This window comes from Candidatus Palauibacter sp. (assembly GCF_965197445.1).
Lineage (GTDB): Bacteria > Gemmatimonadota > Gemmatimonadetes > Palauibacterales > Palauibacteraceae > Palauibacter.
In genome coordinates, this window is sequence record NZ_CBDANE010000004.1 from 699,000 (window position 1) to 724,381 (window position 25,382).

Annotated in this window: 21 protein-coding genes; 9 read left to right on the plus strand and 12 right to left on the minus strand. The window is 68.0% G+C overall.

Annotation, left to right across the window (positions count from 1 at the left end; genetic code table 11):
* Positions 1-55: 55 nt before the first annotated feature.
* Positions 56-730 (minus strand): hypothetical protein, encoded by a 675-nt coding sequence (locus ACN9M6_RS06985; protein ID WP_419162188.1) that lies wholly within the window; start codon positions 728-730, stop codon positions 56-58.
* 262 nt (positions 731-992) lie between these two features.
* On the opposite strand from ACN9M6_RS06985, the gene ACN9M6_RS06990 reads away from it, so the two are divergent.
* From ACN9M6_RS06990 to ACN9M6_RS07010, 5 genes are all read left to right on the plus strand, one after another.
* Positions 993-3,686 (plus strand): PIG-L family deacetylase, encoded by a 2,694-nt coding sequence (locus ACN9M6_RS06990; protein ID WP_419162189.1) that lies wholly within the window; start codon positions 993-995, stop codon positions 3,684-3,686.
* A complete protein-coding gene (locus ACN9M6_RS06995) occupies positions 3,683-3,826 on the plus strand; it encodes a hypothetical protein (RefSeq protein ID WP_419162190.1) in 144 nt (47 codons plus the stop codon). Before ACN9M6_RS06990 ends, ACN9M6_RS06995 begins: the two co-directional genes overlap by 4 nt.
* Entirely contained in the window at positions 3,823-5,517 is a 1,695-nt protein-coding gene (locus tag ACN9M6_RS07000) for a sodium:solute symporter (protein ID WP_419162191.1), read from the plus strand. The genes ACN9M6_RS06995 and ACN9M6_RS07000 overlap by 4 nt, the downstream gene beginning before the upstream one ends.
* A gap of 128 nt (positions 5,518-5,645) precedes the next feature.
* The gene (locus tag ACN9M6_RS07005; RefSeq protein ID WP_419162192.1) at positions 5,646-7,313 is read left to right on the plus strand and encodes a formate--tetrahydrofolate ligase; all 1,668 of its coding nucleotides are present in this window, start codon (positions 5,646-5,648) and stop codon (positions 7,311-7,313) included.
* Between the two features lie 4 nt (positions 7,314-7,317).
* The gene (locus ACN9M6_RS07010) at positions 7,318-9,057 is read left to right on the plus strand and encodes a hypothetical protein (RefSeq protein WP_419162193.1); all 1,740 of its coding nucleotides are present in this window, start codon (positions 7,318-7,320) and stop codon (positions 9,055-9,057) included.
* Positions 9,058-9,089: 32 nt separating this feature from the next.
* Here ACN9M6_RS07010 and ACN9M6_RS07015 read toward each other — a convergent pair whose 3' ends face one another.
* From ACN9M6_RS07015 to ACN9M6_RS07025, 3 genes are all read right to left on the minus strand, one after another.
* Positions 9,090-9,893: a hypothetical protein gene (locus tag ACN9M6_RS07015; RefSeq protein ID WP_419162194.1), complete on the minus strand. Its 804-nt coding sequence runs from the start codon at positions 9,891-9,893 to the stop codon at positions 9,090-9,092.
* Between the two features lie 338 nt (positions 9,894-10,231).
* A complete protein-coding gene (locus ACN9M6_RS07020) occupies positions 10,232-10,954 on the minus strand; it encodes a methylated-DNA--[protein]-cysteine S-methyltransferase (RefSeq protein ID WP_419162195.1) in 723 nt (240 codons plus the stop codon).
* Entirely contained in the window at positions 10,951-11,493 is a 543-nt protein-coding gene (locus tag ACN9M6_RS07025; protein ID WP_419162196.1) for an RNA polymerase sigma factor, read from the minus strand. The genes ACN9M6_RS07020 and ACN9M6_RS07025 overlap by 4 nt, the downstream gene beginning before the upstream one ends.
* A 228-nt stretch (positions 11,494-11,721) precedes the next feature.
* Here ACN9M6_RS07025 and ACN9M6_RS07030 point away from each other — a divergent pair, with 228 nt between their 5' ends.
* Positions 11,722-12,819, plus strand: a complete 1,098-nt coding sequence (locus tag ACN9M6_RS07030; RefSeq protein ID WP_419162197.1) for a TolB family protein — start codon at positions 11,722-11,724, stop codon at positions 12,817-12,819.
* A gap of 98 nt (positions 12,820-12,917) precedes the next feature.
* A complete protein-coding gene (locus ACN9M6_RS07035) occupies positions 12,918-15,044 on the plus strand; it encodes a DUF6600 domain-containing protein (RefSeq protein WP_419162198.1) in 2,127 nt (708 codons plus the stop codon).
* Between the two features lie 16 nt (positions 15,045-15,060).
* Here ACN9M6_RS07035 and ACN9M6_RS07040 read toward each other — a convergent pair whose 3' ends face one another.
* From ACN9M6_RS07040 to ACN9M6_RS07050, 3 genes are all read right to left on the minus strand, one after another.
* Entirely contained in the window at positions 15,061-15,273 is a 213-nt protein-coding gene (locus ACN9M6_RS07040; RefSeq protein WP_419162199.1) for a hypothetical protein, read from the minus strand.
* Between the two features lie 111 nt (positions 15,274-15,384).
* Positions 15,385-15,630 (minus strand): hypothetical protein, encoded by a 246-nt coding sequence (locus ACN9M6_RS07045; protein ID WP_419162200.1) that lies wholly within the window; start codon positions 15,628-15,630, stop codon positions 15,385-15,387.
* A gap of 40 nt (positions 15,631-15,670) precedes the next feature.
* The gene (locus ACN9M6_RS07050; protein ID WP_419162201.1) at positions 15,671-16,699 is read right to left on the minus strand and encodes a proline racemase family protein; all 1,029 of its coding nucleotides are present in this window, start codon (positions 16,697-16,699) and stop codon (positions 15,671-15,673) included.
* Between the two features lie 52 nt (positions 16,700-16,751).
* On the opposite strand from ACN9M6_RS07050, the gene ACN9M6_RS07055 reads away from it, so the two are divergent.
* Positions 16,752-17,036 carry a hypothetical protein gene (locus tag ACN9M6_RS07055; RefSeq protein WP_419162202.1) on the plus strand — a complete coding sequence of 95 codons (285 nt, stop codon included), beginning with the start codon at positions 16,752-16,754 and terminating at the stop codon, positions 17,034-17,036.
* A 19-nt stretch (positions 17,037-17,055) separates the two neighbouring features.
* Here the strand turns inward: ACN9M6_RS07055 and ACN9M6_RS07060 are convergent, their stop codons facing one another.
* Genes ACN9M6_RS07060 through ACN9M6_RS07075 form a run of 4 tightly spaced genes read right to left on the minus strand, consistent with a single transcriptional unit; the run spans position 17,056 to position 22,241 of the window.
* Entirely contained in the window at positions 17,056-17,445 is a 390-nt protein-coding gene (locus ACN9M6_RS07060) for a VOC family protein (protein ID WP_419162203.1), read from the minus strand.
* Between the two features lie 41 nt (positions 17,446-17,486).
* The gene (locus ACN9M6_RS07065; RefSeq protein WP_419162204.1) at positions 17,487-18,560 is read right to left on the minus strand and encodes a 2-oxoacid:ferredoxin oxidoreductase subunit beta; all 1,074 of its coding nucleotides are present in this window, start codon (positions 18,558-18,560) and stop codon (positions 17,487-17,489) included.
* The gene (locus tag ACN9M6_RS07070; protein WP_419162205.1) at positions 18,557-20,386 is read right to left on the minus strand and encodes a 2-oxoacid:acceptor oxidoreductase subunit alpha; all 1,830 of its coding nucleotides are present in this window, start codon (positions 20,384-20,386) and stop codon (positions 18,557-18,559) included. The genes ACN9M6_RS07065 and ACN9M6_RS07070 overlap by 4 nt, the downstream gene beginning before the upstream one ends.
* 16 nt (positions 20,387-20,402) lie before the next feature.
* Positions 20,403-22,241 (minus strand): FAD-dependent oxidoreductase, encoded by a 1,839-nt coding sequence (locus tag ACN9M6_RS07075; protein ID WP_419162206.1) that lies wholly within the window; start codon positions 22,239-22,241, stop codon positions 20,403-20,405.
* A gap of 172 nt (positions 22,242-22,413) precedes the next feature.
* Between ACN9M6_RS07075 and ACN9M6_RS07080 the strand changes: the two genes are divergently transcribed.
* A complete protein-coding gene (locus ACN9M6_RS07080; protein ID WP_419162207.1) occupies positions 22,414-23,766 on the plus strand; it encodes a DUF6986 family protein in 1,353 nt (450 codons plus the stop codon).
* A 14-nt stretch (positions 23,767-23,780) separates the two neighbouring features.
* On the opposite strand, the gene ACN9M6_RS07085 is transcribed toward ACN9M6_RS07080, so the two are convergent.
* Entirely contained in the window at positions 23,781-25,334 is a 1,554-nt protein-coding gene (locus ACN9M6_RS07085) for a BCCT family transporter (protein WP_419162208.1), read from the minus strand.
* Positions 25,335-25,382: the final 48 nt, after the last annotated feature.

Below are 25,382 nucleotides of genomic sequence, written 5' to 3' on the forward strand. Positions count from 1 at the left end.
CTCGGAGGCTTCGATGAAACGGGCCGGCGGCTGTCGGCCGGCCGGCCGACAAGGTTCAGTTGCGGGCCGCCTTCATGATGTCGTCCACATACGCATCCAGCCTGGCCAGGACTTCGATCGTCTCGGCCTGGGTCCCCGCGTGGGCCAGGTCTCGAGCGAAGTCCATCAGCAGGCCGCGCACGCCGGCCGCATCTCCGTCGCCCATCGACGGCGCTTCCACAGGGGCGGCCGCCTCCGCCGCGGGGGCCGCCTTCGGCTTCCTGGCCCGCTTCGGCGCCGCGGGCTTCGCCGGGGCCTGGTCGGCCGCAGCCATCGCCATGCGACGCTTCACCTGAAGTGGGTACTTTGCATGGAACTGTCGGGGAGACAATTGCGCGACGGATGCGTCGATCTTACAGGCGCCTGCGAGCAGCACCGCGTTCTTGACGTCGGGGTTCTCCCCCAGCGTGCGCTTCACGAAGGCCAGAACGTCTTCGCTGGACCCGCTGCCGGACGCCGCGGCCGGCGCGGCCTTGGGCCTGGGGGCAGGTCTCCGCACCGCGGGTGAAGCGCTCCCCAGCCGCCGTTTGACCTGCAGCGGGTATTTTGCGTGGAACTGCCTCGCGTTGAGGTTCGCGATGGCGCCGTCAATCTCCTTCGCCCCCTCAAACAGCGTGGCATTGTTCACGCCAGGGTTCTTCCTGAGCTCCCGTTCTATGAACTGCATCACGGTCTCATTCGGGCTATTCATGCTGTCTCCTTGTGGATAGACTCTCGCTCGGGGACGGAACTGGCCGGCGCGAAGTACGCGGGGATCTCCAGAATAATCTCGCCTTCGAACTGCTACGTCAACTGTCGTGCTCCATAGATGCGTCCGGGACGCCGACAGAGGCGTGGAGCACCCCCTTTGGCTCAGCCGGGGCTCGACATTGGTGCATGCGCCCGCCGAACCGGACACCGTTCCATCGCGCTTCGCTTTTTCGGGCCGCGCCGTGCGCGTAGCTTCACGCTCCATGCAAGAGCGAGTGACGTATGCCCTGATCGTCGTAGTGACCCTGAGCCTTCTGCCGACCTTCGCGCACGCGCAGGGGTCGCGACTGCCGGGCGCGATCGAAGCCGGGCTCATCCTCCGTCAACTCGACGGGGTGAAGAGGGTGCTCGTCGTCGCGGCGCACCCCGATGACGAGGATACCGCCCTCCTGACGACGCTCGCGCGCGGCTGGGGTGCCGAGGCCGCCTATTTCTCGTTCACGCGGGGCGAGGGCGGCCAGAACCTCATCGGCACGGAGCTTGGAGAGGGTCTCGGCATCATCCGCTCCGGCGAACTCCTGGCGGCCCGGTCCATTGACGGGGCGACTCAGTATTTCGGTCGCGCGTTCGACTTCGGCTACTCCAAATCCGCGGAGGAGACCTTCGCCAAATGGCCGCGTGAACGCATCCTGGGCGACCTCCTGTGGGCGATCCGGCGCTTCCGGCCCCATGTACTCGTTACGATGTGGGGCGGAACGGCGCGCGATGGCCACGGGCATCACCAGGTGGCCGGGATCCTGGCACACGAGGCCTTCGACGCGGCGGGCGACGCGACCCGCTTTCCGGAGCAACTGGCGGCGGGCGCCGATCCGTGGGCGCCGCTGAAGCTGTACCGCCGGCCGCTCTTCGACCCGGACGCCGCATCGATCGCGATCGAGACGGGGAATCTGGACCCCCTTCTGGGGCTCACGCACCACCAGGTCGCGATGGACAGCCGCAGCCAGCACCAATCGCAGGACTTCGGGACGGCCCTGCCGCCCGGGCCGCGCGTCACGCGCCTGTCTCTCGTGGCATCGCGCGTGGAGGCCGCGGCGACGGCGCCGTTGCTCGCGGGGGTCGACACGACGCTGGCCGGCCTGGCCGCCGACCTCGGACCGCCCGGGCAAGCGCAGATCCGGCGGTACCGGGAGGCGATCGGGCACGCCGCCGGGGCGCTGGTCGCGACCCGTCCCGAGGCCGCCCTGCCCTCTCTGGCGGAGGCGCTGCGAGGGCTGGAGCAGTTGCGTGACATGGCTCCGGCGGACCCTGGGCTCCAACTGCGCCGCGAACTCGACCGCCGCGCCCGTCTGCTGAATCGAGCGGTCCTCGCCGTGGCGGGGGTGCGCCTCGAGCTGCGGGCACGAGACGATGTCGTCGTGCCGGGGCAGACCGTCCTCGTCGAGGCGCGGGTGTGGAGCGGGGCGGGCACCGCCGTCGAACTCGACCCGCCGGTCATCGAGGGGCCACCCGGCTGGACGGTGGAGGGGCTCGGTCCGGAAGACGAAGCGGAGCCGGACGATCTCGGGCCTTTTTCGCGCTTCTTCCAGCGTGAGGACCCCGTCTCCGACCCGTCAACCGGCGTCCACATCGAGCCGGGCGAACTTGCACTGTGGCGCTACGCCGTGACCGTGCCGGACGACGCCCGGCCGACCTCGCCGTGGTTCCTCGAACTCCCGAGAGATGGTGACCTGTACCGCTGGCCTGATGCGCCAGCGATCCGGACACTTCCCTTCCGTCCCCCGCCACTTCACGGCCGCATCGCCCTGACCCTGTCGGCCGGCGAGCGGCTGCGGGTCGAGATCGAGGACCCGGTGCGATTCCGGGGCGTGGACGGCGTGGCCGGAGAGTTCTGGCGGCCTCTGCTTGTGGCCCCGCGCGTGTCGGTCGCCCCCGCGTCGCCCACGATGATCTGGCCGACCGGGCGGCCGGGCTCGCACGAGATCGCGTTCCGCCTCTCGAACCATGCCCCGGAACCGGTGTCCGGCGACGTCGAACTCGACCTCCCTCCGGGGTGGCGCGCGAGCCCGCCACGGGCGCCGTTCGAGTTGTCCGGCCAGGGAGCTGTTCAGGCGGTCAGCTTCGTGGTCGAGCCGCCGGCCGACGCGCCGGAGGGCGAGTTCTTCGCCCGCCCGCGCTTCCGGACCGATCGGGGCGGAGATGGAACTGAGGCGGTCCAAACGACGGTCATCGACTATCCGCATATCGAACCGAGGCTGGTGACCTCCGATCCGGCGGTGAGGATCGTGCGCTTCCCCGTTCGGGTCGCGGACCGCCGCATAGGGTACGTGATGGGATCGGGCGATGACGGGCCCGAAGCGATCCGCCAGCTCGGGCTCGAAGTCGAACTCATCGAGCCCGGCGACTGGGAGGCCGAACGGCTCGACCGGTTCGACACGATCGTGCTCGGCGTCCGCGCGTACGAGGTGCGCGACGACCTTGTCGCAGGGAACTCCGAACTGCTGGACTGGGTGGAGCGGGGCGGCACCGCGGTCGTGCAGTACAACCGCTACGAGTTCAACCAGGGCGACTACGCGCCGTTTCCGATCGCGATTGGGAGACCCGCTCCGCGCGTGACGAACGAGAACGCGCCCGTGACCCTTCTCGAAGAGACTGCGCCCCTCCTGGTCGAACCCAACCGACTGGGCCCGGCCGACTTCGATGGCTGGATCCAGGAGCGCGGTCTCTATTTCCCCACTGAATGGGACGGCCAGTATCAGACGCTGCTGGAGATGGCCGATCCGGGCGAACCCCCGCAACGCGGCAGTCTGCTCGCCGCTCCATTCGGCCGCGGCCTGTATATCCACACGTCACTGTCATTCTTCCGACAGTTGCGGGCCGGGGTCCCCGGCGCCTTCCGCCTGTGGGCGAACCTGATCTCCCTCGACGGACGCCGCTGGCGGGAAATCACGGCGCCGTGAGCGATCGGGAGGGACCGGGCGGCCGCATCGGCATCTTCCGAAGCTGGCGTGCTCTCTACGTGTCCGTCATCGCCTATACGCTCGCGCTCATCGTCATCCTCTATCTCATCACGCGCCTGCTCGACTACAGCGTCCCGTGAACGCCTTCGACTGGCTGGTCTTCGCAGTCTACTTCGGGGCGGTGGTCGCGTTCGCGTGGCATCAGAGCCGCAAGAACCAGGGTGTCGAGGGGTTCTTCCTGGCCAACCGCCGACTGGGCTGGGGGGCGATCGGACTTTCCGTGATGGCGACGCAGGCGAGCGCCATCACGTACATCGGCACGACCGGACAGGCGTTCGACGACGGCATGGAGTTTGTCCAGTTCTATCTGGGCCAGCCGATCGCCATGGTTATCCTCTGCGTTGTATTCGTCCCCTTCTTCTACCGTTCGAAGGTCTTTACGGCCTACGAATACCTGGAACGGCGCTTCGACGCGAAGACCCGGTCGCTGACCAGTTTCCTGTTCCTCGTGTCCCGCGGACTTGCGGCGGGCATCGTCCTCTATGCGCCGGCGATCGTGCTCTCCGCGATCATGGGATGGGACGAACGCGTGACGATTCTCGTCATGGGACTGATTACCGTCGCCTATACGATCATGGGCGGGATCACCGCCGTCATCTGGACCGATGTCCTGCAGATGATTGTCATGTTGGCGGGCATCGCGATCGCAATCGCCGTGCTGTTCGCGACGTTGCCGGACGGGGTGGGCGTCGGCGACGTGGCGTATATCGGGGGGATCCACGAGATGTGGAGGAGTATCGACCTCTCGTGGGACCCGACGAACCGCTACACGCTATGGTCGGGACTGATCGGCGGACTCTTTCTCGCCCTCGGGTACTTCGGCACGGACCAGAGTCAGGTTCAGCGATATCTCACGGCCCGTTCGCTCCGCGAGAGCCGGCTCTCACTGATCTTCAACGCCTTCGTCAAGGTCCCGATGCAGGTTTTCATCCTCGCCATCGGTGTCCTGCTTTATGTCTTCTATCACTTCGAACGGCCCCCGCTCGTCTTCAATTCGGCCGAGGCCGCTCTGGTGCGGGAGAGTCCCCGCGCAAGCGACTTCTCCGCGCTCGAGGCCGAGCACGGAAGGACACACGAACTTCGCCGGGAGGCCACGCTGGACCTGCTCGCCGCCCGACGCGCGGGCGACGACCCCCGGGGACTGCAGGGCCGGATTGCCGGGTACGATGACGAACTGGAACAATTGCGGGACGCGTCGAAGGCGCTCGTATCCGAAGTTCGCGGGTCGTCATCGAATGACGTGAACTACGTCTTTCCTTCGTACCTGATCGCATATGTGCCCGCCGGAATCCTCGGCCTTCTCATCGCTGTCATCTTCGCGGCTGCCATGTCTTCGCTCGACTCGGAGCTCACGGCCCTCTCGAGTGCGACGGTGATCGACTTCTACAGGCGACACGTCAAACCCGAGGGGACGGACGCTCACTACCTGCTTGTGTCGAGGCTCGCGACGCTCGCCTGGGGTGGCTTCGCCGTCCTGTTCGCACTCTACGCCGGCCAACTCGGCTCACTGGTGGAAGCGGTGAATGAAATCGGGTCGATCTTCTATGGAGCCTTGCTGGGCGTCTTCCTCCTCGCCTTCCTGATGAAGCGCGCAACGGCCGCGGGCGCCTTCTACGGACTGATCTTCTCCATGATCACTGTCCTGATCGTGTCACGGGCCACGGAGATCGCCTGGCTGTGGTACAACGTCGTGGGTACGGCGGCCGTTCTCCTTGTCGGCATGGCGCTCCGCGGGCGGGAGCCGCCGGAATCCGCAGCGGCAGCGGGTTGAGCGCACGTCGTTTCAGCCACGTCCGGGGCGGTACGGTTTTCCCGGAGGGGCGGACGCGGTAGAGTCTCCGGTCGAAAAACGTCGGGCGCGGAGACCGGCGCCCCACAACCCTTATCTGGACGGTACGGATGCTCACGGACGTACAGATCGCCGAAGCCGCAACGCCGCGACCGATCGCCGAGATCGGAGCGGAGATCGGGCTGGAGCTCGAGGAACTCGTGCCCTACGGCCACTACAAGGCCAAGGTCCGCCCGGAATCCATCTTCGAGCGCGAACCGGGCTCGGGCCAACTGGTCCTCGTCACCGGGATCACGCCCACGGCGGCCGGTGAGGGGAAGACGACGGTGTCCGTGGGTCTCGCGGACGGCCTGCGCAGAGTGGGGGCCAATTCGGTCCTCTGCATCCGCGAGCCGAGTCTCGGTCCCGTGTTCGGGGTGAAGGGGGGGGCCGCCGGGGGAGGATACTCGCAGGTGATCCCGATGGCGGACATCAACCTCCACTTCACCGGCGACCTCCACGCGATCACGTCGGCGCACGCACTGCTCTCGGCGGCGCTCGACAACCATCTTCAGCAGGGAAACGCACTGGGGATCGACCCGCGCCAGATCACGTGGCGCCGCGCCGTCGACATGAACGATCGGGCGCTGAGAAACATCGTCGTCGGGCTTGGAGGCCGGATCAACGGGGTTCCGCGCGAGGACGGGTTCATGATCACGGCCGCGTCCGAAGTCATGGCGATCTTCTGCCTCGCCGCCAGCCTCGAGGATCTGGAGGAGCGGCTGAGCAGCATCATCGTCGGGTACGACTACGGCGGCGAGCCGGTGCGGGCGCGCAAGCTGAACGTGGCCGGCGCGATGACGCTCCTCCTGCGCGAGGCGATCGGGCCGAATCTCGTCCAGACGCTCGAGGGGACGCCGGCGTTCGTGCACGGCGGGCCCTTCGCGAACATCGCCCATGGCTGCAACTCGCTCATGGCCACCCGGGCCGGGCTGGCGTTCGGCGATGTCGTCATCACCGAGGCCGGGTTCGGCTCGGACCTCGGCGCCGAGAAGTTCTTCGACATCAAGTGCCGGATCGGAGGCCTGAGTCCCGAGGCCACCGTGCTCGTGGCCACGATCCGGGCGCTCAAGCTGCACGGCGGCGGCGACCGGAGCGCCCTCTCGACGCCCGATGCGGGGGCCGTCCGCGAGGGGCTCGCGAACCTGGGCGCGCACGTGGACAACATCCGCGGCTTCGGCCTCGAACCGGTCGTGGCCATCAACGTGTTCGCGACCGACTCCGAGGCCGAGATCGCGGCCGTGGCGGAGGCATGCGAAGCGCTGGGCGTCCGCTACGCCCGCTCGGAGGGCCACGCGCGGGGCGGAGAGGGCTGCGAGGATCTGGCCCGCGCCGTGCTCTCCGCGCTGGACGCTGGATCGGGCGCGTACCGGCCCAGGTACGACGCTTCGGCCCCGATCGCGGACAAGATCGAGGCCATCGCCAGCAAGGTGTACGGGGCGGACGGCGTCGACTACACGGCCCGGGCCGCGAAGGACATACGCCAACTCGAATCGGCGGGGCTCGGGAACACACCGGTCTGTATCGCGAAGACGCCCAACAGCTTGAGCGACAATCCGGGCCGGCTCGGGCGCCCGACCGGCTTCCGTATCACGGTGCAGGATGTCCGTCCCTCGGCGGGCGCCGGCTTCGTCGTGGCCCGGGCGGGCACGGTGATGACCATGCCGGGACTCCCGCGTGTGCCGGCGGCGGAAGGCATCCGGATCGTCGAGGACGGGAGCGTGGTCGGCCTGTTCTGACGCGATGATCGAAATCGAGTTGTCACTGGGCCGTCACGAAGAGGCGGTGGAGCGCCGGCTTCGGGACTGGGCGTCGGGGGACGCGGTCGCACGTCTCTGGCGGCGAGACACGACACTGTGGTCGTCGGACCCGGACACGCCCGAACTCGGCGACCGGCTCGGCTGGCTCGACCTCCCGGAGACATCCCGCTCTCGGCTCGGCCCGCTCGACGAACTGCGGGCGGGCATCCCGTTCTGGTTCACGGATCTGGTGCTACTCGGGATGGGGGGATCCAGTCTTGCGCCCGAAGTGATCGTGCGCACGATGCCGGGCGAGGGGTTGCCGCTCACGCTCGTCGACACGACGCATCCGGGCGCGATCCGCGACCTCGAGTGGCTGCGGCCGGCGAACTCCGTCTTCGTCGTGGCCAGCAAGTCGGGGACCACGCTGGAGACGCTGTCGCTGTTCCGTCACTTCTGGTCGCGGACCGCCGAAGTGGTCGAAGATCCCGGTGGACACTTCATCGCGATCACGGACCCCGGCTCGCCCCTCGCCGAGCTGGCCGTGGCGCGCGGGTTCCGGGCCGTGTTCGAGGCGCCCTCGGATGTGGGGGGACGCTTCTCCGCTCTCGGCCCGTTCGGTCTCGTGCCGGCGGCGCTCGCGGGGGCCGACATCCCTGCGCTCCTCGATGAGGCGGTGGTCGCAGCGGACGCGTGCAAGGACGACGTGAACCATAACCCGGGCTTCCTGCTCGGGGCGGCTCTGGGGGAACTCGCGCGGGCCGGGCGGGACAAGGTCACCTCCGTCACCAGCCCGGACTGGGACGCGTTTCCCGACTGGGCGGAGCAGCTCATCGCCGAGAGCACGGGGAAAGATGGCCGGGGCATCGTGCCGGTTGTCGCCGAGCCCCCCCGAGGGCCGGACGCGTACGGGGAAGACCGGGTCTTCGTCGGCCTGATCCTGGCCGGCGACGCGGCGCGCGAGGCGGAGCAGTGGGGCGAGGCGGACGAGACGCCGGACCTGCTCGACGCGCTCGAGGAGGCCGGCCACCCGGTCATCCGCATCCGACTGGAGCAGCCGGAAGAACTGGGCGCCCTCTTCTTCGTCTGGGAGGTCGGCGTGGCGATGGCCGGGGCCGTCCTCGGCATCCACCCCTTCAACCAGCCGGATGTGCAGCTGGCGAAGCGTCTCGCGCGACGGGCGATGGCGCGCGAGAGCGCGTCGGACGGAGACGCGGACGGCACGGAGGCCCCCGAGGCGGATGAGATCGACCTCGTGTGGGAGTTGCCGCGGTTCGGCCACGCCCCGCCCCGAACGCCTGTGCCGCTGGACTTGGACGGAATCCGCGAGCGTGTGGAGGGCTTTCTGTCTTCGGTTGCCGCGACGGACTACATGGCCGTGCAGGCGTATCTCCCGGGCGGCGAGGCGGAGGAGGAGCTACTTGCGACGCTGCGCGCGGCACTCGCCCGAGCCACCGGGGCGGCGACCACGCTGGGTTACGGCCCTCGCTTCCTCCATTCGACGGGACAGTTGCACAAGGGCGGCGCGGACAACGGAGTCTTCCTGCAACTCGTCGACGACGCCGGCGAGCACGTTCACGTCCCCGAGACGGAGTTCACCTTCCGCCAGCTGATCCGGGCCCAGGCGCTGGGCGACCTCGCGGCCCTGAGTCAACGCGAGCGCCGGACGCTCCGGGTCCGTTTGGGCGGCCCGGAAGGTCTCGGCCTGCGTCGCCTGATCCAACTCGTCGAAGAGCGCGCGTAGCGAGCCTCACCGGGCGCGGGCGACCGCTCGACTTAGTGTGCCAGGCGCACCTGCAGGCCCACGCCTCCGCCGACCCAGGCCACCGCAGGCGCAAGAAGCCGCGGGCGCTGCGCCTTCAGCGCGCTCGGGGTCTCGACCCCGGCTCCGGATGTCGAAGGTTGATCCGGGCGCGGTCGCAAGAGGCTCCACGCCACGTACCCGGACACGAACGCCAACGCGGTGTTGGCGCCGGCCGAGAACTGGGCCTCCTCCATCGACCGCTTATCCAACGCGTCCACCGCAAAGGCCGCGTGCGCTAAGGCAAAGGCCCCGTTGATTGCGCCAAGCACCGGTCTCGCCCACCCCTCGGGTCTCGCCACGTGAGTGACCAGGGCCGAGCCCACGGACAGCGGGGCGACGTATCGCCAGGCGCGGGACGGGGGCTTCACGATGGTGCAGCACAGACGGTCGGCGTAGTTGGGCTGTATCCTCGCCGCTTCCTCCAGCGTGAGACCCGTCTCCTCCAGCCATTCGGAGAAACGTGCGTCACCCGCAAGTTCCCATGCGTACACGTTGTTGTCCGCGCTCGCGATCTCCCTGACGAGACTCTCCCGTCCGGACCGTTGAAGCAGGTAGGCCACCGCGCACGGCGTCCCGTGTTCGTCGACGAAGACGGGTACCCGGCCGCCGGCATGCGTATGGTTGTGCGGGAACCTCCCCCGTTTCCGGTACTCGCGCAGCCAGTTCAGGGCGGTGTTCCGTCTCTCCCGCTGCGCAGCGCTCAGCGCGCCCGTCGCCCTTCCCCTCAGCGCCCGTTCGACGTCCAGCAGGTGCCCCTGAATCCGTCGAGTCTCCATTTGCCCGGGTTCGGTTCGCGGGAACGTGGCCGCAAGCCGCGGCTGCCCTGTCCCAACCTGTCCCGTGGTGTGGCCGGACGAGTCGGCGCCAGGACCTGGGGAGGCGGCGATGAGCATGAACAGACCCCCGACGGTCGCGGCGGCTCTTGCGGAAACGGACATGGCTGTGACTCCTGCGATAAGGTTCCCGACCCCTTTGATCGGGCCGGGATGGCCGGAAGAACGGCACCGCCGCATGCGCGCACTCAACTGCGGACTTCCGGGGGTGGGCAGCCGGTGACCCAATCCTCGGGTCGTACACGCGGTGGCCGGTGGGCGTTCCGCGCGGTACCGGAGAACTACAGTCGAATACCGATCTGGCTCGCCGCGGGAGGTAGAAGGTCGGCCCGACCCTCGATGTCGAGTAGCGCCTTCTTGTAGCGGAGTCCGCCGGTATAGCCGCCCAGCGAACGGTCCGCCCGCAGAACCCGGTGGCACGGCACGACGACGGGGATGGGGTTCCTCCCCAACGCGTTGCCGACCGCACGCGAGGCTCTGGGGCGACCGACGCGGCGTGCGATCTCCGTATACGTCGTGGTCTCGCCGAAACCGAGTCGAGAGGCCGCCCCCAGCACGGCGCGCTGAAAGTCGGTCAATCCGCCGAGATCGATCGCCAGATCGAAACGCCGGCGGCGGCGGACGAAATATTCCCGCAGCTGTTCTTCGGCGGCGGCCAGCTCGCCGCAGTCACAGACCACGGGAGCGGACCCATAGCGACCCTCCAGCGCGGCGACGAACGCGTCGTCGCTCGGCGCCTGCCACGAGAGCGAGACCAGACCGTCCCGGCTCGCGGCGAGGTGCATGGGTCCGAACGGGGAGTCGAAGCCGCGCCAGCGGATGACGGGCCCCTCCCGGCACGCTCCGGCTGAACGGTCCAGGGCCCGATATTCGGTGGCTCGTCCGCGGCAGCAAGGGCACGTGGCGAGGTGTTCGGCCAACTCCTGCGCGGCGGAGCCATCCGAATCCCCCAGCGTCCAGGCGAGGACATCCTCATCACAATAGGTCGCGCAACTCCCGGTCATGTCAGCCCCTCCTCGCTCCAGACACCGGCCAGATCGCGGCGCAGTCTCTTCATCCCCTGGTATACGTTGGCTCGCGCCCCCTCCGGGGTGGAACCCAGCCGCTCGGCGATCGCCCCATAGTCCCGACCCTCGATCCAGCGAAGCCAGACGGCGTTCCTCTGTTTGGGGGGCAACTGGGCGATGCCCTCCCGGACCCGCGCGGCACCGGCGCCGGAGAGGCGCCCGAACATCGCGTCCGGTGCCGGCAAGCGAGCCGGCTCCAGTTCGCCGGACCGGGCCGAGAGAAGCCCTGACCGCCGTCGCCGGGCGGAAATCACATCGAGCGCCCTTCGGGTGGCCACACGATACAGCCACGCGCGGATGTTCGTCCCTTCTCCGGACTCCGGTTCAGCGCGGAGCGCCGTCACCCACAACTCCTGGACGATATCGCGCGCCTCCTCCTCGTTCCCCAGCATCGCCGTCACGTGCCGCTCGAGTTCGGGGCCGTAGCGTTCGGACCACGAATCCACCGGCACGATGCGATCCGCAAGCGTCGTCATCCACCTCCTCTTTCGCGGGCCAGCCGGGCCGTTGCGCGGGCCGACTCGGTACCTTCCCTACCCCGTGAACGTATCCTCTCGAAGAACGTGAAACGGGGGCACGCGGGACGCTGGCCTCTCGGGGGCTCAATCTGTACCGTGTGGGCCCGAACCCGGGCGTTGGGCCAGGCGAGGCGCCCGGGGGTGGTCATTCCACACTCCACCCAAAACCAACAAACCGAGGCTTTCTTGAACTCAAGATACGATGGATCCGCGCCGACCCGCGCCCTGCCGGCGCTCATGGCGGCGCTCGGTGTGGCGGCCTGTGCAGACGAGGGGGGACGGGAACTCGGAGGCATGGCACGGGACCCGCTCCCGGAAGAGCGGCGCTTCGCCAGCCTGTCGCAACTCACGTTCGAGGGGGAGAACGCCGAAGCGTACTTCTCGTCGGACGGCGAGCGGCTGATCTTCCAGCGGCGCCACGAGGGCGAGTACGAGTGCGACCAGATCTTCACCATCGGCACCGAGGGCGGTGAACGGAATCTCGTGTCGACCGGGCTCGGCCGAACCACCTGCGCGTACTTCTTCCCGGATGATTCGCGGATCCTCTACAGCTCGACCCACCACGCGGGCGGGGAGTGTCCCCCGCCGCCGGACATGCGTCGCGGTTACGTGTGGGCGCTGTACGATTTCGACATCTATACGGCGCGACCCGATGGCTCCGACGTCCAGGTCCTGTTCCGCACGCCGGGTTACGATGCGGAAGCGACGATCGCGCCGGATGGTTCGCGCATCGTGTTTACGTCGACGCGCGACGGGGACCTGGACATCTACTCGATGAACCCGGACGGATCGGACGTGGTCAAGCTGACCGACGAGCCCGGCTACGATGGCGGGCCTTTTTTCTCTCCGGACGGATCGAAGATCGTCTACCGGGCACGATATCCCGAGGACCCGGAGGAACTCGCCGATTATCAGGCGCTGCTGGCCGACAATCTCGTCCGCCCCGGAGTGCTCGACATCTACGTGATGGACGCGGACGGATCGAATCGGCTGCGCCTCACGCACAACGCGGCGGCCAACTTCGCCCCCTTCTTCCACCCGAACGGCGAGCAGGTGATCTTCGCGTCGAACCTGCACGACCCCGACAGCCGCAATTTCGACCTCTTCCTCATCAACCTCGATGGGACGGGACTGGAACAGGTCACGTTCAGCGAGGAGTTCGAGAGCTTCCCCATGTTCACCCCGGACGGCCGGTATCTCGTGTTCGCGTCGAACCGCCACGGATCTCACGAGGGGAACACGAACCTCTTCATCGCCGAATGGATCGACGAATTGCCCGAGTGACGGCTCTCCCCCAAGGGTCGTCTACTCCCTGAGAACGGTCCGGCGCGACGCCGCACGGGCCGGGAAACGGAAGAGATGGGAGCCTCGGGATGTGGTTCGTGAAAGCGGTGAGAGATTCCGGCGGTCAGGGGCAGGCGTGGGGCCGGCGACGGGCACGGGTGGCGGGGTTGGTGTGCGGGGTGACGTTCGCCGCGTCCCCAGCCTCCGCCCAGGAGCCGGAGATTCCGGTCGACTACGACGCGGCGATCGCGCAGAGCGGGATGGACGGCAGTTACGGGTACCTGCGGGCGCTGGACGGATCCGCCACGCTGATTCAGGGCGACACTCGTGAACGCGTCCAGATCACGGTAAACGAACCCGTCCTCGCGGGCGACCGCCTGTTCGCCTCGGGCGAGTCCCGGGTCGAAATCGTGCTCGCGGACCGCAATCTCGTCCGCGTGGGCGACCGGGCGGAATTGCTGTTTCGCGCGCTCGCCAACTCGGGGGATACGAGCGACCCGGCCTCCGTGCTTGAATTGACGCGCGGGACGCTGCAACTCCTCGTGTCCGCGGACCAACTGGGATCGGAGTTCCCCGCCGTCGTCACGCCCAATGCGACGATCCGGCCGCGGGTGGCGGGCTCCTACCTGATTATCGTCGACGACGAGAGACGAAGCGAAGTCGTTGTCCGTGACGGTGTGGCGGAGGTGGCGACCGAGACCGAGGTCGCCGAGGTGCGGCGCGGGGAGAGCCTGTCTGTCGAAGGATCGCGCGGAGATCGTCTCGACTTCGCGGCCGCGCCGAGTCTCGATCGACTCGAGTTGTGGGGTCAGGGCGTGGGCGAGTACGCGCGCGGCGAAACCGCGGCCCATGTGGACTCCGATCTCCACTACGCGGCTTCTTCGCTGAGCGGGCACGGCTCGTGGGTGAACGTGGGCGCCAGCTACGCGTGGCGTCCGCGCGTGTCCAGCGGCTGGGCACCGTATCGGGATGGTCGATGGAGGGACACGCCGAGCGGGCTGTTCTGGGTCTCCTACGAACCGTGGGGCTGGGTCCCTTACCACTACGGAACCTGGGATCAGCACTCGGACTGGGGCTGGATCTGGTTCCCCGGGCACCGTTTCGCGGGGGCGCACGTCTACTGGTACTGGGGTCCGAGTTACGCGGGCTGGATCCCGTCGGGCTACTACTGGCGCCACTACCGCAACCATTACGGGAGCCGCTGGGGTTTCCACTTCGGCGTGTACGGACACATCGGGGGCAGCTTCGGGCGTTACCGGCATTGGACCTTCCTGCCGCACGGACGGCTCGGGCATCGGCGACAGTACTTCTACTCGGAGAGCGGCACCGACCTCGGTCGGCGGCGGCGGGCGCTGGAGCGCGGCGTACTGCTGACGGACACCCGCTCACTCGGGCGGGAGGCCTGGCGGCGCCCCGCCGAAACGCTGGCCGGCTTGCGGCGCGCGGTACAGCGCGACGGGCGTACGACGGGCGATGCGAACGCCTTCATCGACCGGGGCACGCGGTTGCCGCAAGAACTCGAACGGGTCGCGCTGCGGGGACGGGACGGTCGATCCGCTGTGGCACGCCAGCCGGAGGCCGGGACGCGTGCCGGCACGGTGCGGGCGAGCGGCGAGCGTCCGGTCCAGGCGACGATCCGCCGGCTCGAGGGCCGGTCTCCCCGGCTGGAGCGGCCCGGCGTCCAGCGGCCGACCCGCACTGCGGCCGGCCCTGGTGCCCGGCCGGCCGTGCGGCGACCCTCGGCTCGCGATGTGCCGAGCCGGACCACCAGGCGACCGGAGCGGCCGGTCCAACGGCCCACGACACGTCCGACTCGGCGCGGAGTCCAGCGACCGCCCCGCCCCACGGTGCAGACGGCCCCGGTTCCGTCAAGACCAGTCGGCAGGCCAGTGGCGCCGAGGTCGTCGCGGCCGACGGTCCGGCCTGCCTCGGCAAGGCCCGCACCCCGCCCGGCCATGGCAAGGCCCGCGGCTCGACCCACCGCGCGGAGACCCGTGGCCAGGCCGACGGCGACCCGGTCCTCGCGGCCATCGGTGAGGCCAATCAGCGTCCGGCCGACGCGCCCAACTGCCGCTCGCCGGAGCGGCTCGGGACGATCAACCCCCAGAGCAGCGCCGCGGCCGGCGCGGCCGGGCGGAAGCTCGGTGCGCCGCCCCGCCGGCGGCTCCCGGTCCAGGGGCACAGCTCGGGCTCGCGGTCGCTCTGGCGGTCGCTCTGGTCGTTAGCTGACCACCGGAGGGTTCAGGGATCCGGCCACACGTCCGGGTCCCGGGACATCTCGGGCTCCGCTTCGACACCGAGGGCCTCGACCATCCGCACGTAGTAGTTGAAGAAGCCGATGACCTCGGTCGCGGTGAGGATCTGCGGGTCCGTCCACCCCACCGCGCGCAGCGCCTCGATATCGCTCGCGCCGGTCGCCGTGGGCTCACGCGTGACCGAGACGGCGAAGTCCATCAACCGGCGGGTCTTCTCATCGAGCCGCGCGGTCCGGTAGTCGGTCCGGATCGCGCGGGCCAGTTCGTCATTTCCCGTAAGCCGACGGAGATCCTCCCCGTGCGCCTCCGTTCAGTAGAAGCACTCGAGTTCGCGCGACGTCACCGTGGCGAGCATCTCCCGCACGTCCCGGCCCAGCGGCCCGGGTCCGAGCATGAGCGCTTCGTACAAGCGGACCGAGGCGCCGAGGACAGCCGGGTTCAGACTCTGGATTCCGATGACGTTGAAGACGCGCCCGGCGCGACGGATGGCCTTCCCGTACTCCTTCGCGAGGAGGCCGGTCGCCTCATCAGGGGCTACGGTCTCGATATGGGGCATTCTTGTAACCTCCCGTGGGGCCCCGTCGGGCGGCAACGAATCAGCGCAGGAGGAAGCCGGCTCCCCACGGATCTTCTGGGTCGATGACGAATTCGTGCCGTCCCGTGACCCAGGCCCGGCCGCCGACCTCGGGCACGATCGCCGTGTGTGCGCCGACGGCACTGGTGCCGACAATCCTCCCGCTGAAACGGCCACCCAGGATACTCTCGATCGCGATCTCTTCGTCCCCCGCGATCTCGTCGCGGGCGTACAGGATGGCCAGGCGCCCGCTGACGGCCGTCCCGGTCGGACTCCGGTCGAGTTCCCCATCGGCGAAGATGCACACGTGACGGGAGTGACGCTCATGATCTTCGGGCGCGCCGATGAATACGGTCCCGTACAGGAATCCCAGATCGGGGTCGCCCGGATGCCGGATGTCGTCGGCGGCTGACGACGACACCGCGCGGGTGATTCGGCGCCCCGCGTCCACGAGATCCTCGGCACCGGCGGGGGTCAGCGGCAACCCGAGCGCGTCCGCGTCGACGAACGCATAGAAGGCTCCGCCGAAAGCCAGATCATACGAGACCGTCCCCAGCCCCTCGACCTCCACGACGTTGCCGAGCGAAGGAGCGAAGGAGGGGACGTTGACGAAGCGGACTTCGCGGACGCGGTCACCCTCGACGATCGCGCGGGCGCGGACCAGGCCCGCGGGGGTGTCGATCGTAACCGATCGTGAATCTCCCGCCCCGTCGATCCAGCCGGCCTCCACCGCGATCTTGGTCACGCCGATGATTCCGTGACCGCACATGGTCGAGAAGCCTTCGTTGTGCATGAACAGAACCGAAAAATCCGCCTCCGTCGTCACCGGAGGCATCACGAGGCAACCGTACATGTCGGCGTGCCCCCGCGGCTCCCACATCAGAGCCCGGCGGACCTCGTCGTAGTCCGAGCGCGCGGCGCGGCGCCGGGCCAGTACCGTGGCTCCGGGGAGGTCGGGAAAGCCCGCCACGATGACGCGCAGCGGCTCGCCCTCCGTGTGAGCATCGACGGTCTCGATGCGAAGCCAGTGTTCGGGGGGTGTCCATGCCATGTGCTGGATCTTACGCTCCGTCGCCGGTGTCCGCTCCAACCACGGAGGAGACATGAGACCGAGGGCTGTCGTCGCCGAACTGCTGGGCACGTTAGCGCTCACGCTGTCCGTTTCGATCTCCGTCCACAACCCCGGTTTTCCCATCCCGGCACCGGCGATGGCGGGGCTCACCCTCGGAGTCCTCGTCCACCTGCTCGGACCGGTCTCGGGATGCCTGCTCAACCCGGCGATCGCACTCGGCATCGGGTCCTTCTCGCTGCCCTACGTCTGGGGACCGGTGCTCGGGGCCGTGGCCGGCGCCCAGCTGTCGCGCTATGCGTGTGACCCCGAGGCGTAGCGTTCCGCGCCCACGTCGATCATCCGGGGTCACCCTCACCGGCCGGCGGGTCCGGTGCTTCATCCACGGCCAGATCGCGATAGAAGGTGAGCCCGTTCATGTCGAGGTCGTAGAAGGCGAACTCCCGCGTTCCCCACGCCGTGCGCCGCAAGGCGGTCCGCTCGTGGAAGAGGCCCCGGTCCCGGTACTCCTCGAACAGCGCCTCCACGTCGGGGACGACGAAGCGGAGCATGGGCCGCTCGACCCGGGACCATTCCTCGGCGTCGTGCCACTGGAGGTGGAGCTCGATCCCGTCCCGTCTCACCCCGGCGTAGCCGGGATCGCGAGTCGAATCGGCGAAGGCGAGCCGGAAACCGAGCCGTCCCACGTAGAAGCCGATCGCGGCGGCGACATCCCGCGACGGGAGCACGGGCTGCACCGCGGCGAAGCGCGCCGCCGACCGCCCCTCCGCTATCGGTAGTTCTCCATCAGGGCGTCGAGCGCGTCCGCGCCCGGGCACAGTTCCTCGAAGGGCAGACTCCACAACGGCCGGTCGACCGTCCCGAGCACGTCGTGCAGATCCCTCGAGTCCGGGTCCAGGTAGAGGAGACCCGTGGGCACCTCGCCCGCCCCCTGCCGCTCGCGCAGATAGCTGTACACCGCGTCGCGGTCCGTGGGATCGTAGTCGTCCCCCGCCTGCCGGAAGCGGACCACGCTCCCGTCGTGCATGCGAACGTCGCGGATCCCCTCGGTTCCCAGGTCCGCGGTGATCTCGTCCGCCGACGGCACGAAGTCACTCGGGGTCACGAACGCGGCTTCGACCGCCTCCCGGAAGTGTTCCCGCGTGTAGGCGTAGCTCTTCGTCGAGCCCACATGGTCGTTGAACGTCACGCAGGGCGAGATCACGTCGACGAGCGCCAGCCCCGGATGCCGGATCCCCGCCTTGATGATGGGGACGAGCTGATTCTTGTCTCCCGAGAAGCCGCGGGCCACGAAAGTGGCGCCGATCGACAGCGCGAGGAGCACGGGATCGATCGGAGGCTGTTCGTTCGGGACGCCGCGCTTGGATTTAGATCCCATGTCGGCCGAGGCCGAGAACTGGCCCTTCGTCAGGCCATACACCCCGTTGTTCTCGATGACGTAGAGGAGGTTGAGATTGCGTCGCACACCGTGGCAAAGCTGCCCGAGCCCGATCGAGAGCGAGTCCCCGTCGCCGGAAACGCCGATATACACGAGGTCCCGGTTCGCCGCGTTCGCCCCGCTTGCCACCGACGGCATCCGCCCGTGTACGCTGTTGAAGCCGTGCGACTCGGACATGAAATAGGCGGTCGTCTTCGACGAGCAGCCGATCCCGCTCATCTTGGCCGCCCCGTGCGTCGGGATCGCGAGTTCCCACGCCGCCTCGGTCAGCGCGGCCGTGACCGAATCGTGGCCGCACCCCGCGCACAGCGTGGACATGACGCCCTCGTAGTCACGGCGCGTGAGGCCGAGTTCGTTCTTCTCCAGACTGGGATGGAAGACCCGCGGCTTGGCGATGTACGTCATGCGCCCACTCCTTCCACAGACTCGGCCCCGAGGCCGAGGCGATCTCTCACGCCCTCCGTGACCTGGTGCGCGCTCAGCGGGAGCCCGCCATATCGAAGCAGCGAGGCGAGCCGGTCCTTCGAAGCCGATGTCTCCAGCGTGAGTAGTGACTTCAACTGCGCGTCCCGGTTCTGTTCTATGACGATGTTGAGATCGTGCGCCTCGACGAAACGGCCGACCTCGGGCGCGAAGGGGAAGCCCCGGATCCGCATGTAGTCGAAGCGAAGCCCCTGCTCCTCGAACTCATCCATGGCCTCGCGCACCGCTCCGTCGCAGGCGCCGACGGTGATGAGCCCGTACCGCGCGCCCGGTCGCGACCGGATTTCCGGGGAAGGAACGGCTTCAGCCGCGTTCTCGATCTTCGTCGCGATGCGGTCGATGACCTCGAGGTATTCCTCTTCATCTTCCGTGTACTTCCCGTACTTGGTGTGGCCCGATCCTCTCGTGAAATAGGCCCCCTTCGGATGCTCGCCCGGAATCGTCCGGTACGGGATCCCGTCACCATCGACGTCGAGGTAACGGTAGAAGGTGTCGATCTCCTCCAGCGCTTCCGCGTCGAGCACCTTTCCGCGATCGGGCCGATACGCGTCATCCCACCGGAACCGGGGCACGACCCAGTCGTTCATCCCGATATCCAGGTCGGAAAGCACGAACACCGGCGTCTGGAAGCGTTCGGCCAGATCGAAGGACTGCACGCCGAACTCGAAGCACTCCGCCGGGTCCTTCGGATAGAGGCAGATGTGCTTCGTATCCCCGTGCGACGCATAGGCGCACAGGAGGATGTCGCCCTGCTGCGTTCGGGTCGGCATCCCCGTTGACGGGCCCACGCGCTCGATGTCGAAGAACACGCACGGGATCTCGGCATAGTAGGCGAGCCCGATAAACTCCGTCATCAGCGAGATGCCCGCTCCGCTCGTCGACGTGAAGGCCCGTGCCCCTGCCCAACCGGCCCCGATCGTGATCCCGGCCGCCGCGAGTTCGTCCTCCGCCTGGAGGATCGCCGCCTTGCTTCGGCCGGAGTCCTCCTCGACGCGCAGATGCCGGCAGTACGCCGTGAAAGCGTCGACCAGCGAAGTAGAGGGAGTGATCGGATACCAGGCCGCGACCGTCGCGCCGGCGTAGACGCAGCCCAGCGCCGCCGCCGAGTTGCCGTCGATCAGGATCGATTCGCGCGTCGCGTCCATCGCCTCGAGCCGGACCGGCAGCGGACAGTCGAAATTCTCGACCGCGTAGTCGTAGCCGAGGCGGATCGCCTTGAAGTTGGCCTCCAGCAGGTGCCGCTTCCTCTCGCCGAACGTCTCCTCGAGGAGTCCCCGGATCACGCCCATATCGAGGTCGAGCAGCGCGGCGAGCGCCCCCGTGTAGGCGATGTTCTTCATGAGGATGCGCGTGCGGCCGCCATCGAAGTGCTTCACGCACATCTCGGCCAGCGGGACGCCGAGGAAAGTCACGTCATCCCGATTCAGCGTATCCGCCATCGGCCAGCTCGAGTCGTACAGCAGCCAGCCTCCGGAAACGAGTTCCTCGATATCGCGCGCGTACGTCTCCGGATTCATCGCGACCATCAGGTCGAAGTCCGGCGGGCGCGCCACGTGCCCGGTGCGGTTCACGCGGATCTCGTACCAGGTGGGAAGTCCCTGAATGTTCGAGGGGAAGACGTTTTTCCCCGACACGGGCACACCCATCCGGAAGATCAACTGCATGATGAGGCCGTTGGCACTGGCGGAACCGGTGCCGTTTACCGTCGCGATCTTGAGCGCGAAATCGTTCACACGCCTGGCCATCATGCCGCCCGTTCGCCGCTCAGGGAGCCGGCGGGACGAGGCCGCCCGGCGACATCTCCTCGATCCCCAGCCCCGAGTAGGGGTGGTCGTCGTCCTGTCCCGCGTAGGGCTTGAGCAGATCGAACGTCCGCATGTCCCACGCCGCGGTCGGACAGCGCTCCGCGCACAACCCGCAATGAATGCACAGGTCCTCGTCCTTCACCATGACGCGAGACGTCTGAGGCAGGGCCTCGGAAACGTAAAGATCCTGCCCCGTGTTCTCGGCCGGCGCGATGAGCCGGGTCCGGAGTTCGGCTTCTTCACCGTTGTGGGTGATCGTCAGACAGTTCAGAGGACAGATGTCGATGCAGGCGTCGCATTCGATGCACAGGCTCCCCGTGAAGTGGGTCTGGAGATCGCAGTTGAGGCAGCGCTCGACCTCGGTCAGCGTCTGCTCGAGGTCGAAGCCCTCCTCGACCTCCGTCTCGATGCTCTTGAGCCGCTCCTCGAGGCGGACGTGACGCATCTTCCGCCGCGCCGCGTACTCGTAGTCGTTCGAGTAGCTCCACTCGTGGAGTCCCATCTTGGCACTGACGAGGTTCATCCGGTCGGGGGGCCGCCGCTCGAGATCCTCGCCGTGGCAGTAGGCGTGGATGGAGATGGCCGCCTGGTGGCCGTGCTCCGCCGCCCAGATGATGTTCTCGGGGCCCCATGCCGCGTCGCCGCCGAAGAACACGCCCTCCCGCGTCGACATGAACGTCTTCCGGTCGACGACCGCCTCGCGCCACTTGTTGAACTCGATCCCCGCGTCGTCCTCGATCCAGGTGAGGGCGGTCTCCTGTCCGATGGCGAGGATCACCGCGTCGGCCGGGAAGAACGCTTCGTCGAGCTTGGTCGCCACGAGGCGTCCGGCGTCGTTCTCGTGCCATTCGACGATGTCGAAGTTCATCCCCTTCAGGACGCCGTCCTCGACCACGAACTCCGTGGGCGAATGGTTCTCGACGATGTCGACCAGCTCTTCCTCGGCATCCTCGAGTTCCCACTGTGACGCCTTGAAGTACGGCTTCGACTTGCGGGCCATGACCTTGACGTTGGTGCCGCCGATGCGCTTCGACGTGCGGCAGCAGTCCATGGCCGTGTTCCCGACGCCGATGACGAGCACTTTCTCTTCGATCGAGTTCGTGTGCCCGAAGGCGACGGATTCGAGCCAGTCGATGCCGATATGGATGTGATCTGTGTCGTACCGCCCCGGCAGATGAAGTTCCTTGCCCCGCGGGGCGCCCGAGCCGACGAAGATCGCGTCGTACCCCTGATCGAGGAGCCACTTCATGCTCTTGACGGGCGCGTTGTACCGGATGTCGACGCCCATGTCGAGGATGTAGTCGATCTCCTCCCATAGCACCTCCGGAGGAAGGCGGAACTGCGGGATGTTTGTCCACATGAGCCCGCCGGGCCGGTCGTTTTTCTCGAAGATCGTGACCTCGTAGCCCAGCGGCATGAGGTCGCGGGCGACCGTCAGTGAAGCGGGGCCCGCGCCCACGCAGGCGATCTTCTTCCCGTTCTTGCGCTCGGGGATGGTCGGGAAGCGCGGGGTGACGTCGCCCCGGAGGTCCGCGGCGACACGCTTCAGGCGGCAGATCGCCACCGGCTTGTCTTCGACGCGTGTGCGGCGGCAGGCGGGCTCGCAGGGGCGGTCGCACGTCCGGCCGAGGATGCCCGGGAAGACATTCGACTCCCAGTTGACCATATAGGCGTCGTCGTACCGTTCCTGCGCGATGAGTCGGATATAACCCGGTACGTTCGTATGGGCCGGGCAGGCCCACTGGCAATCCACGACTTTGTGGTAGTAGTCGGGATGTCCGACGTTTGTTGGCTCCACCGTCTCTCCTCGGGCCGACCCCGCCCGCCAGGCCCCACGGCTCCCCGTCCCGCAAGTCACTTGGTGAGATGAACCGCCCGCAATCCTATGGGACGAGACGACCTGTCGCCAGTTTCCCCGGCGCCGCTCCGCCGCGTTGCTGCAACGCCCCGGGGGCGCGAAAGTTGCACCGATGAGAAAACGACCCCGCCTGTCCCTCTCGGAAGGAGAGATCCTTCGGGCCCTCGGAGGCCTCGAGGCGGCACTCGCCGATCACCATGATCGCTACCCGGGAGTCCCGGAATCGCGGCAGCCCGTCCACACGGTCTCGGGTGGCGCACACCTGTTCCGCCGTGACACGGCCGCGAAGCTCGGGAGAATCGCCCGGGAGTACCTCGACCGGTACGCCGCAGATCCGACCGGCCTTGGCGAGGCGCTCGGCGGCGCCGTGCCGAACGGGATTGCGGAGGCGGTGCATGCGCGCGTGCACGCCAAGCTCGAGCGGGAGCCGGTCGAGAGCTTCCTGATCGACTTCGAGGATGGCTTCGGAGCCCGCGCCGATGAGGACGAAGACGCGGCGGCGGTGGCCGCGGCGGAAGAGACGGCAGCGGGGGTTGTGGCCGGGAGCCTTCCGCCCGCGCTCGGAATCCGCCTCAAACCGCTCTCGGACATCACGGGCGGGCGCGCACTCCGCACCCTCGATCTCTATCTGACCGCGCTCGTCGCGTCCGACGGCCCGCTGCCGGAGGGGTTTTCCGTCCTCCTTCCCAAGATCGTGAGGCCTGAACAGGTAGAGGTGCTCGCGCGCACGCTCGATCGGCTGGAGCAGGGGCTGGGACTGGCCAGGGACGCCGTCGCGATCGACCTCATGATCGAGACGCCGCAGTCGCTGATCGGACCCGGCGGACGGATCGTGGCATCCGATCTTGTCGACGCAGCCGGCGGACGCTGCCGCACCGTGCACCTCGGAGCCTATGACCTCACTGGCGCCGCGGGGGTCGCGGCGGAGGAACAGACGCTGGATCACCCGCTTCTGGAAACGGCGCGACAGATCCTCAAGCTCTCCCTTGCGCAGACCGGCGTGCAACTGTCCGATGGCGCCACGAACGTGCTGCCCGTCGAACCCCACCGCGGACAGGCTGCGCTCTCGGCGTTCGAGCGGGACGAGAACCGGGCCGTCGTACGGGGCGCCTGGCGGCGGCACTACTTCGATGTCCGGCGTTCGTTGAGCCAGGGCTACTACCAGAGCTGGGACCTGCACCCGGCGCAGCTTGTGTCCCGCTACGCCGCCGTCTTCTCCTTCTTCCTCGAGGGACTGGATGCGGCGGCACGGCGGCTCGAGCGGTTCGTGGCCGGCGCGGGACAGGCCATCCTCACCGGATCCGTGTTCGATGACGAGGCGTCGGGACAGGGTCTCCTGAACTTCTTCCTGCGCGGGCTCGCGAGCGGCGCCCTGACGCCCGAAGAGGCAGCGAGATCCGGACTCTCCGGCGAGGAACTCGAGACCCGCACCTTCCGGGCGATCCTTGAACGGCGCGGGGCCTGATCCTCCGGTGACGGTTATCCGGCCCGGTCTGTTTGTGTCGCGCGTAGCCCCTTCCAGGTGGTGTAGCACAGGGCGACCAGCACCAGCGCGAAGGGAAGTCCGGCGGCGGTGATGGCCGCCTGTGCGGCCACGAGGCCGCCGCCGAGCAGCAGTGCGACGGTGACCAGCCCCTCGAAGACGCACCAGAACACGCGCTGGGCGACCGGCGCGTCCAGCTTGCCGCCGGCGGTGATGGTGTCGATAACCAGCGATCCGGAGTCGGAGGAGGTGACGAAGAACACCACGATGAGCACGAGACCGATGACCGACGTGACGCTCGCAAGCGGCAGCGTCTCCAGCAGCGCGAACAGGGCGATCTCCGGTTGCTGCGCCTGCACGGCCGCGATCACGTCGAGATGACCGCGGTCGACGTACTGCGAAACTGCAGTCCCGCCGAAGGCGTTCATCCAGATTGCGATAGTCAGCGTCGGGATGATCAGCATGCAGGCGATCAGTTCGCGCACCGTCCGGCCGCGCGAGACTCGGGCGATGAACAAGCCGACGAAAGGGGACCACGAGATCCACCAGGCCCAGTAGAAGATCGTCCAGCCGTGCATGAAGTGGAGGTCCTCGCGGCCCACCCAGTTGCTGAGCGGTCCGATCGCTGCAAGATAATGACCGAGGCTGGTCACGGTGCGGGTGGCGATGTCGAGCGTCGGGCCGACCATCAGCACGAACGCCAGCAGAAGTAGGGCGAGCCACAGGTTGGCTTCGCTCAGCCGCTTGACCCCCTTCTCCATCCCGCTGACAACCGACGTCAGCGCCATGCCGGTGATGCCGGCGATCAGCAGGACCTGAATAGTGTCGGTCGTCGGCGTGCCCCACAGGTGGGCCAGCCCCCCCGCCAACTGTTGAGCGCCCAGGCCGAGCGACGTGGCCAGCCCGAAGATCGTGGCGAAGACGGCGAGAATGTCTATGCCGTGGCCGAACCGGCCCCACACCGCGTCCCCCAGGAGCGGATAGAACGCCGACCGGAGCGTCATCGGCAGGCCAAGGTTGTACGACGCGAAGGCGATCGACAGCGCCGCCACCGCGTAGATGGCCCACCCATGGATGCCCCAGTGGTAGATGGCGCCGGCCATGCCGAGGCGCGCTGCCGCCGTGTCGGCCGCCTCGAGCCCGAGCGGCGGTTGCAGAAAATGCTCCACCGGCTCCGACACCCCAAAGAACATCAGGCCGATGCCCACCCCGGCGGCGAACAGCATCGCGAACCAGGTCGATCGAGAATAGTCCGGCCGGGCATCCGCGCCGCCCAGGCGAACGCGGCCAAGCGGCGTCGCCATGAGGAGCAGGCAGAAGAGTACGAAGAAGTTGCCCGCGCCCATGAACACCCAGTCGAACGTCGACATGAGCCACGCGCGCAGCGCCCCGAAGGCGGCCGTCGCCTCGGCCTGGAATACCAGTACCCCGGCGACGAACGCGATGATGCCGAGGCTGGAGACGACGAAGACCGGATTGTGGATGTCGAGGCCGAGAACGCGGACGTTGTCCTGACCCAGCTTGTAGTCGGTCTTCGGAATCTCAGTCATAGGGTTTCGTCAGTGGGCCGTCGCCGCCTCGTACGATGTTCCGGCTCA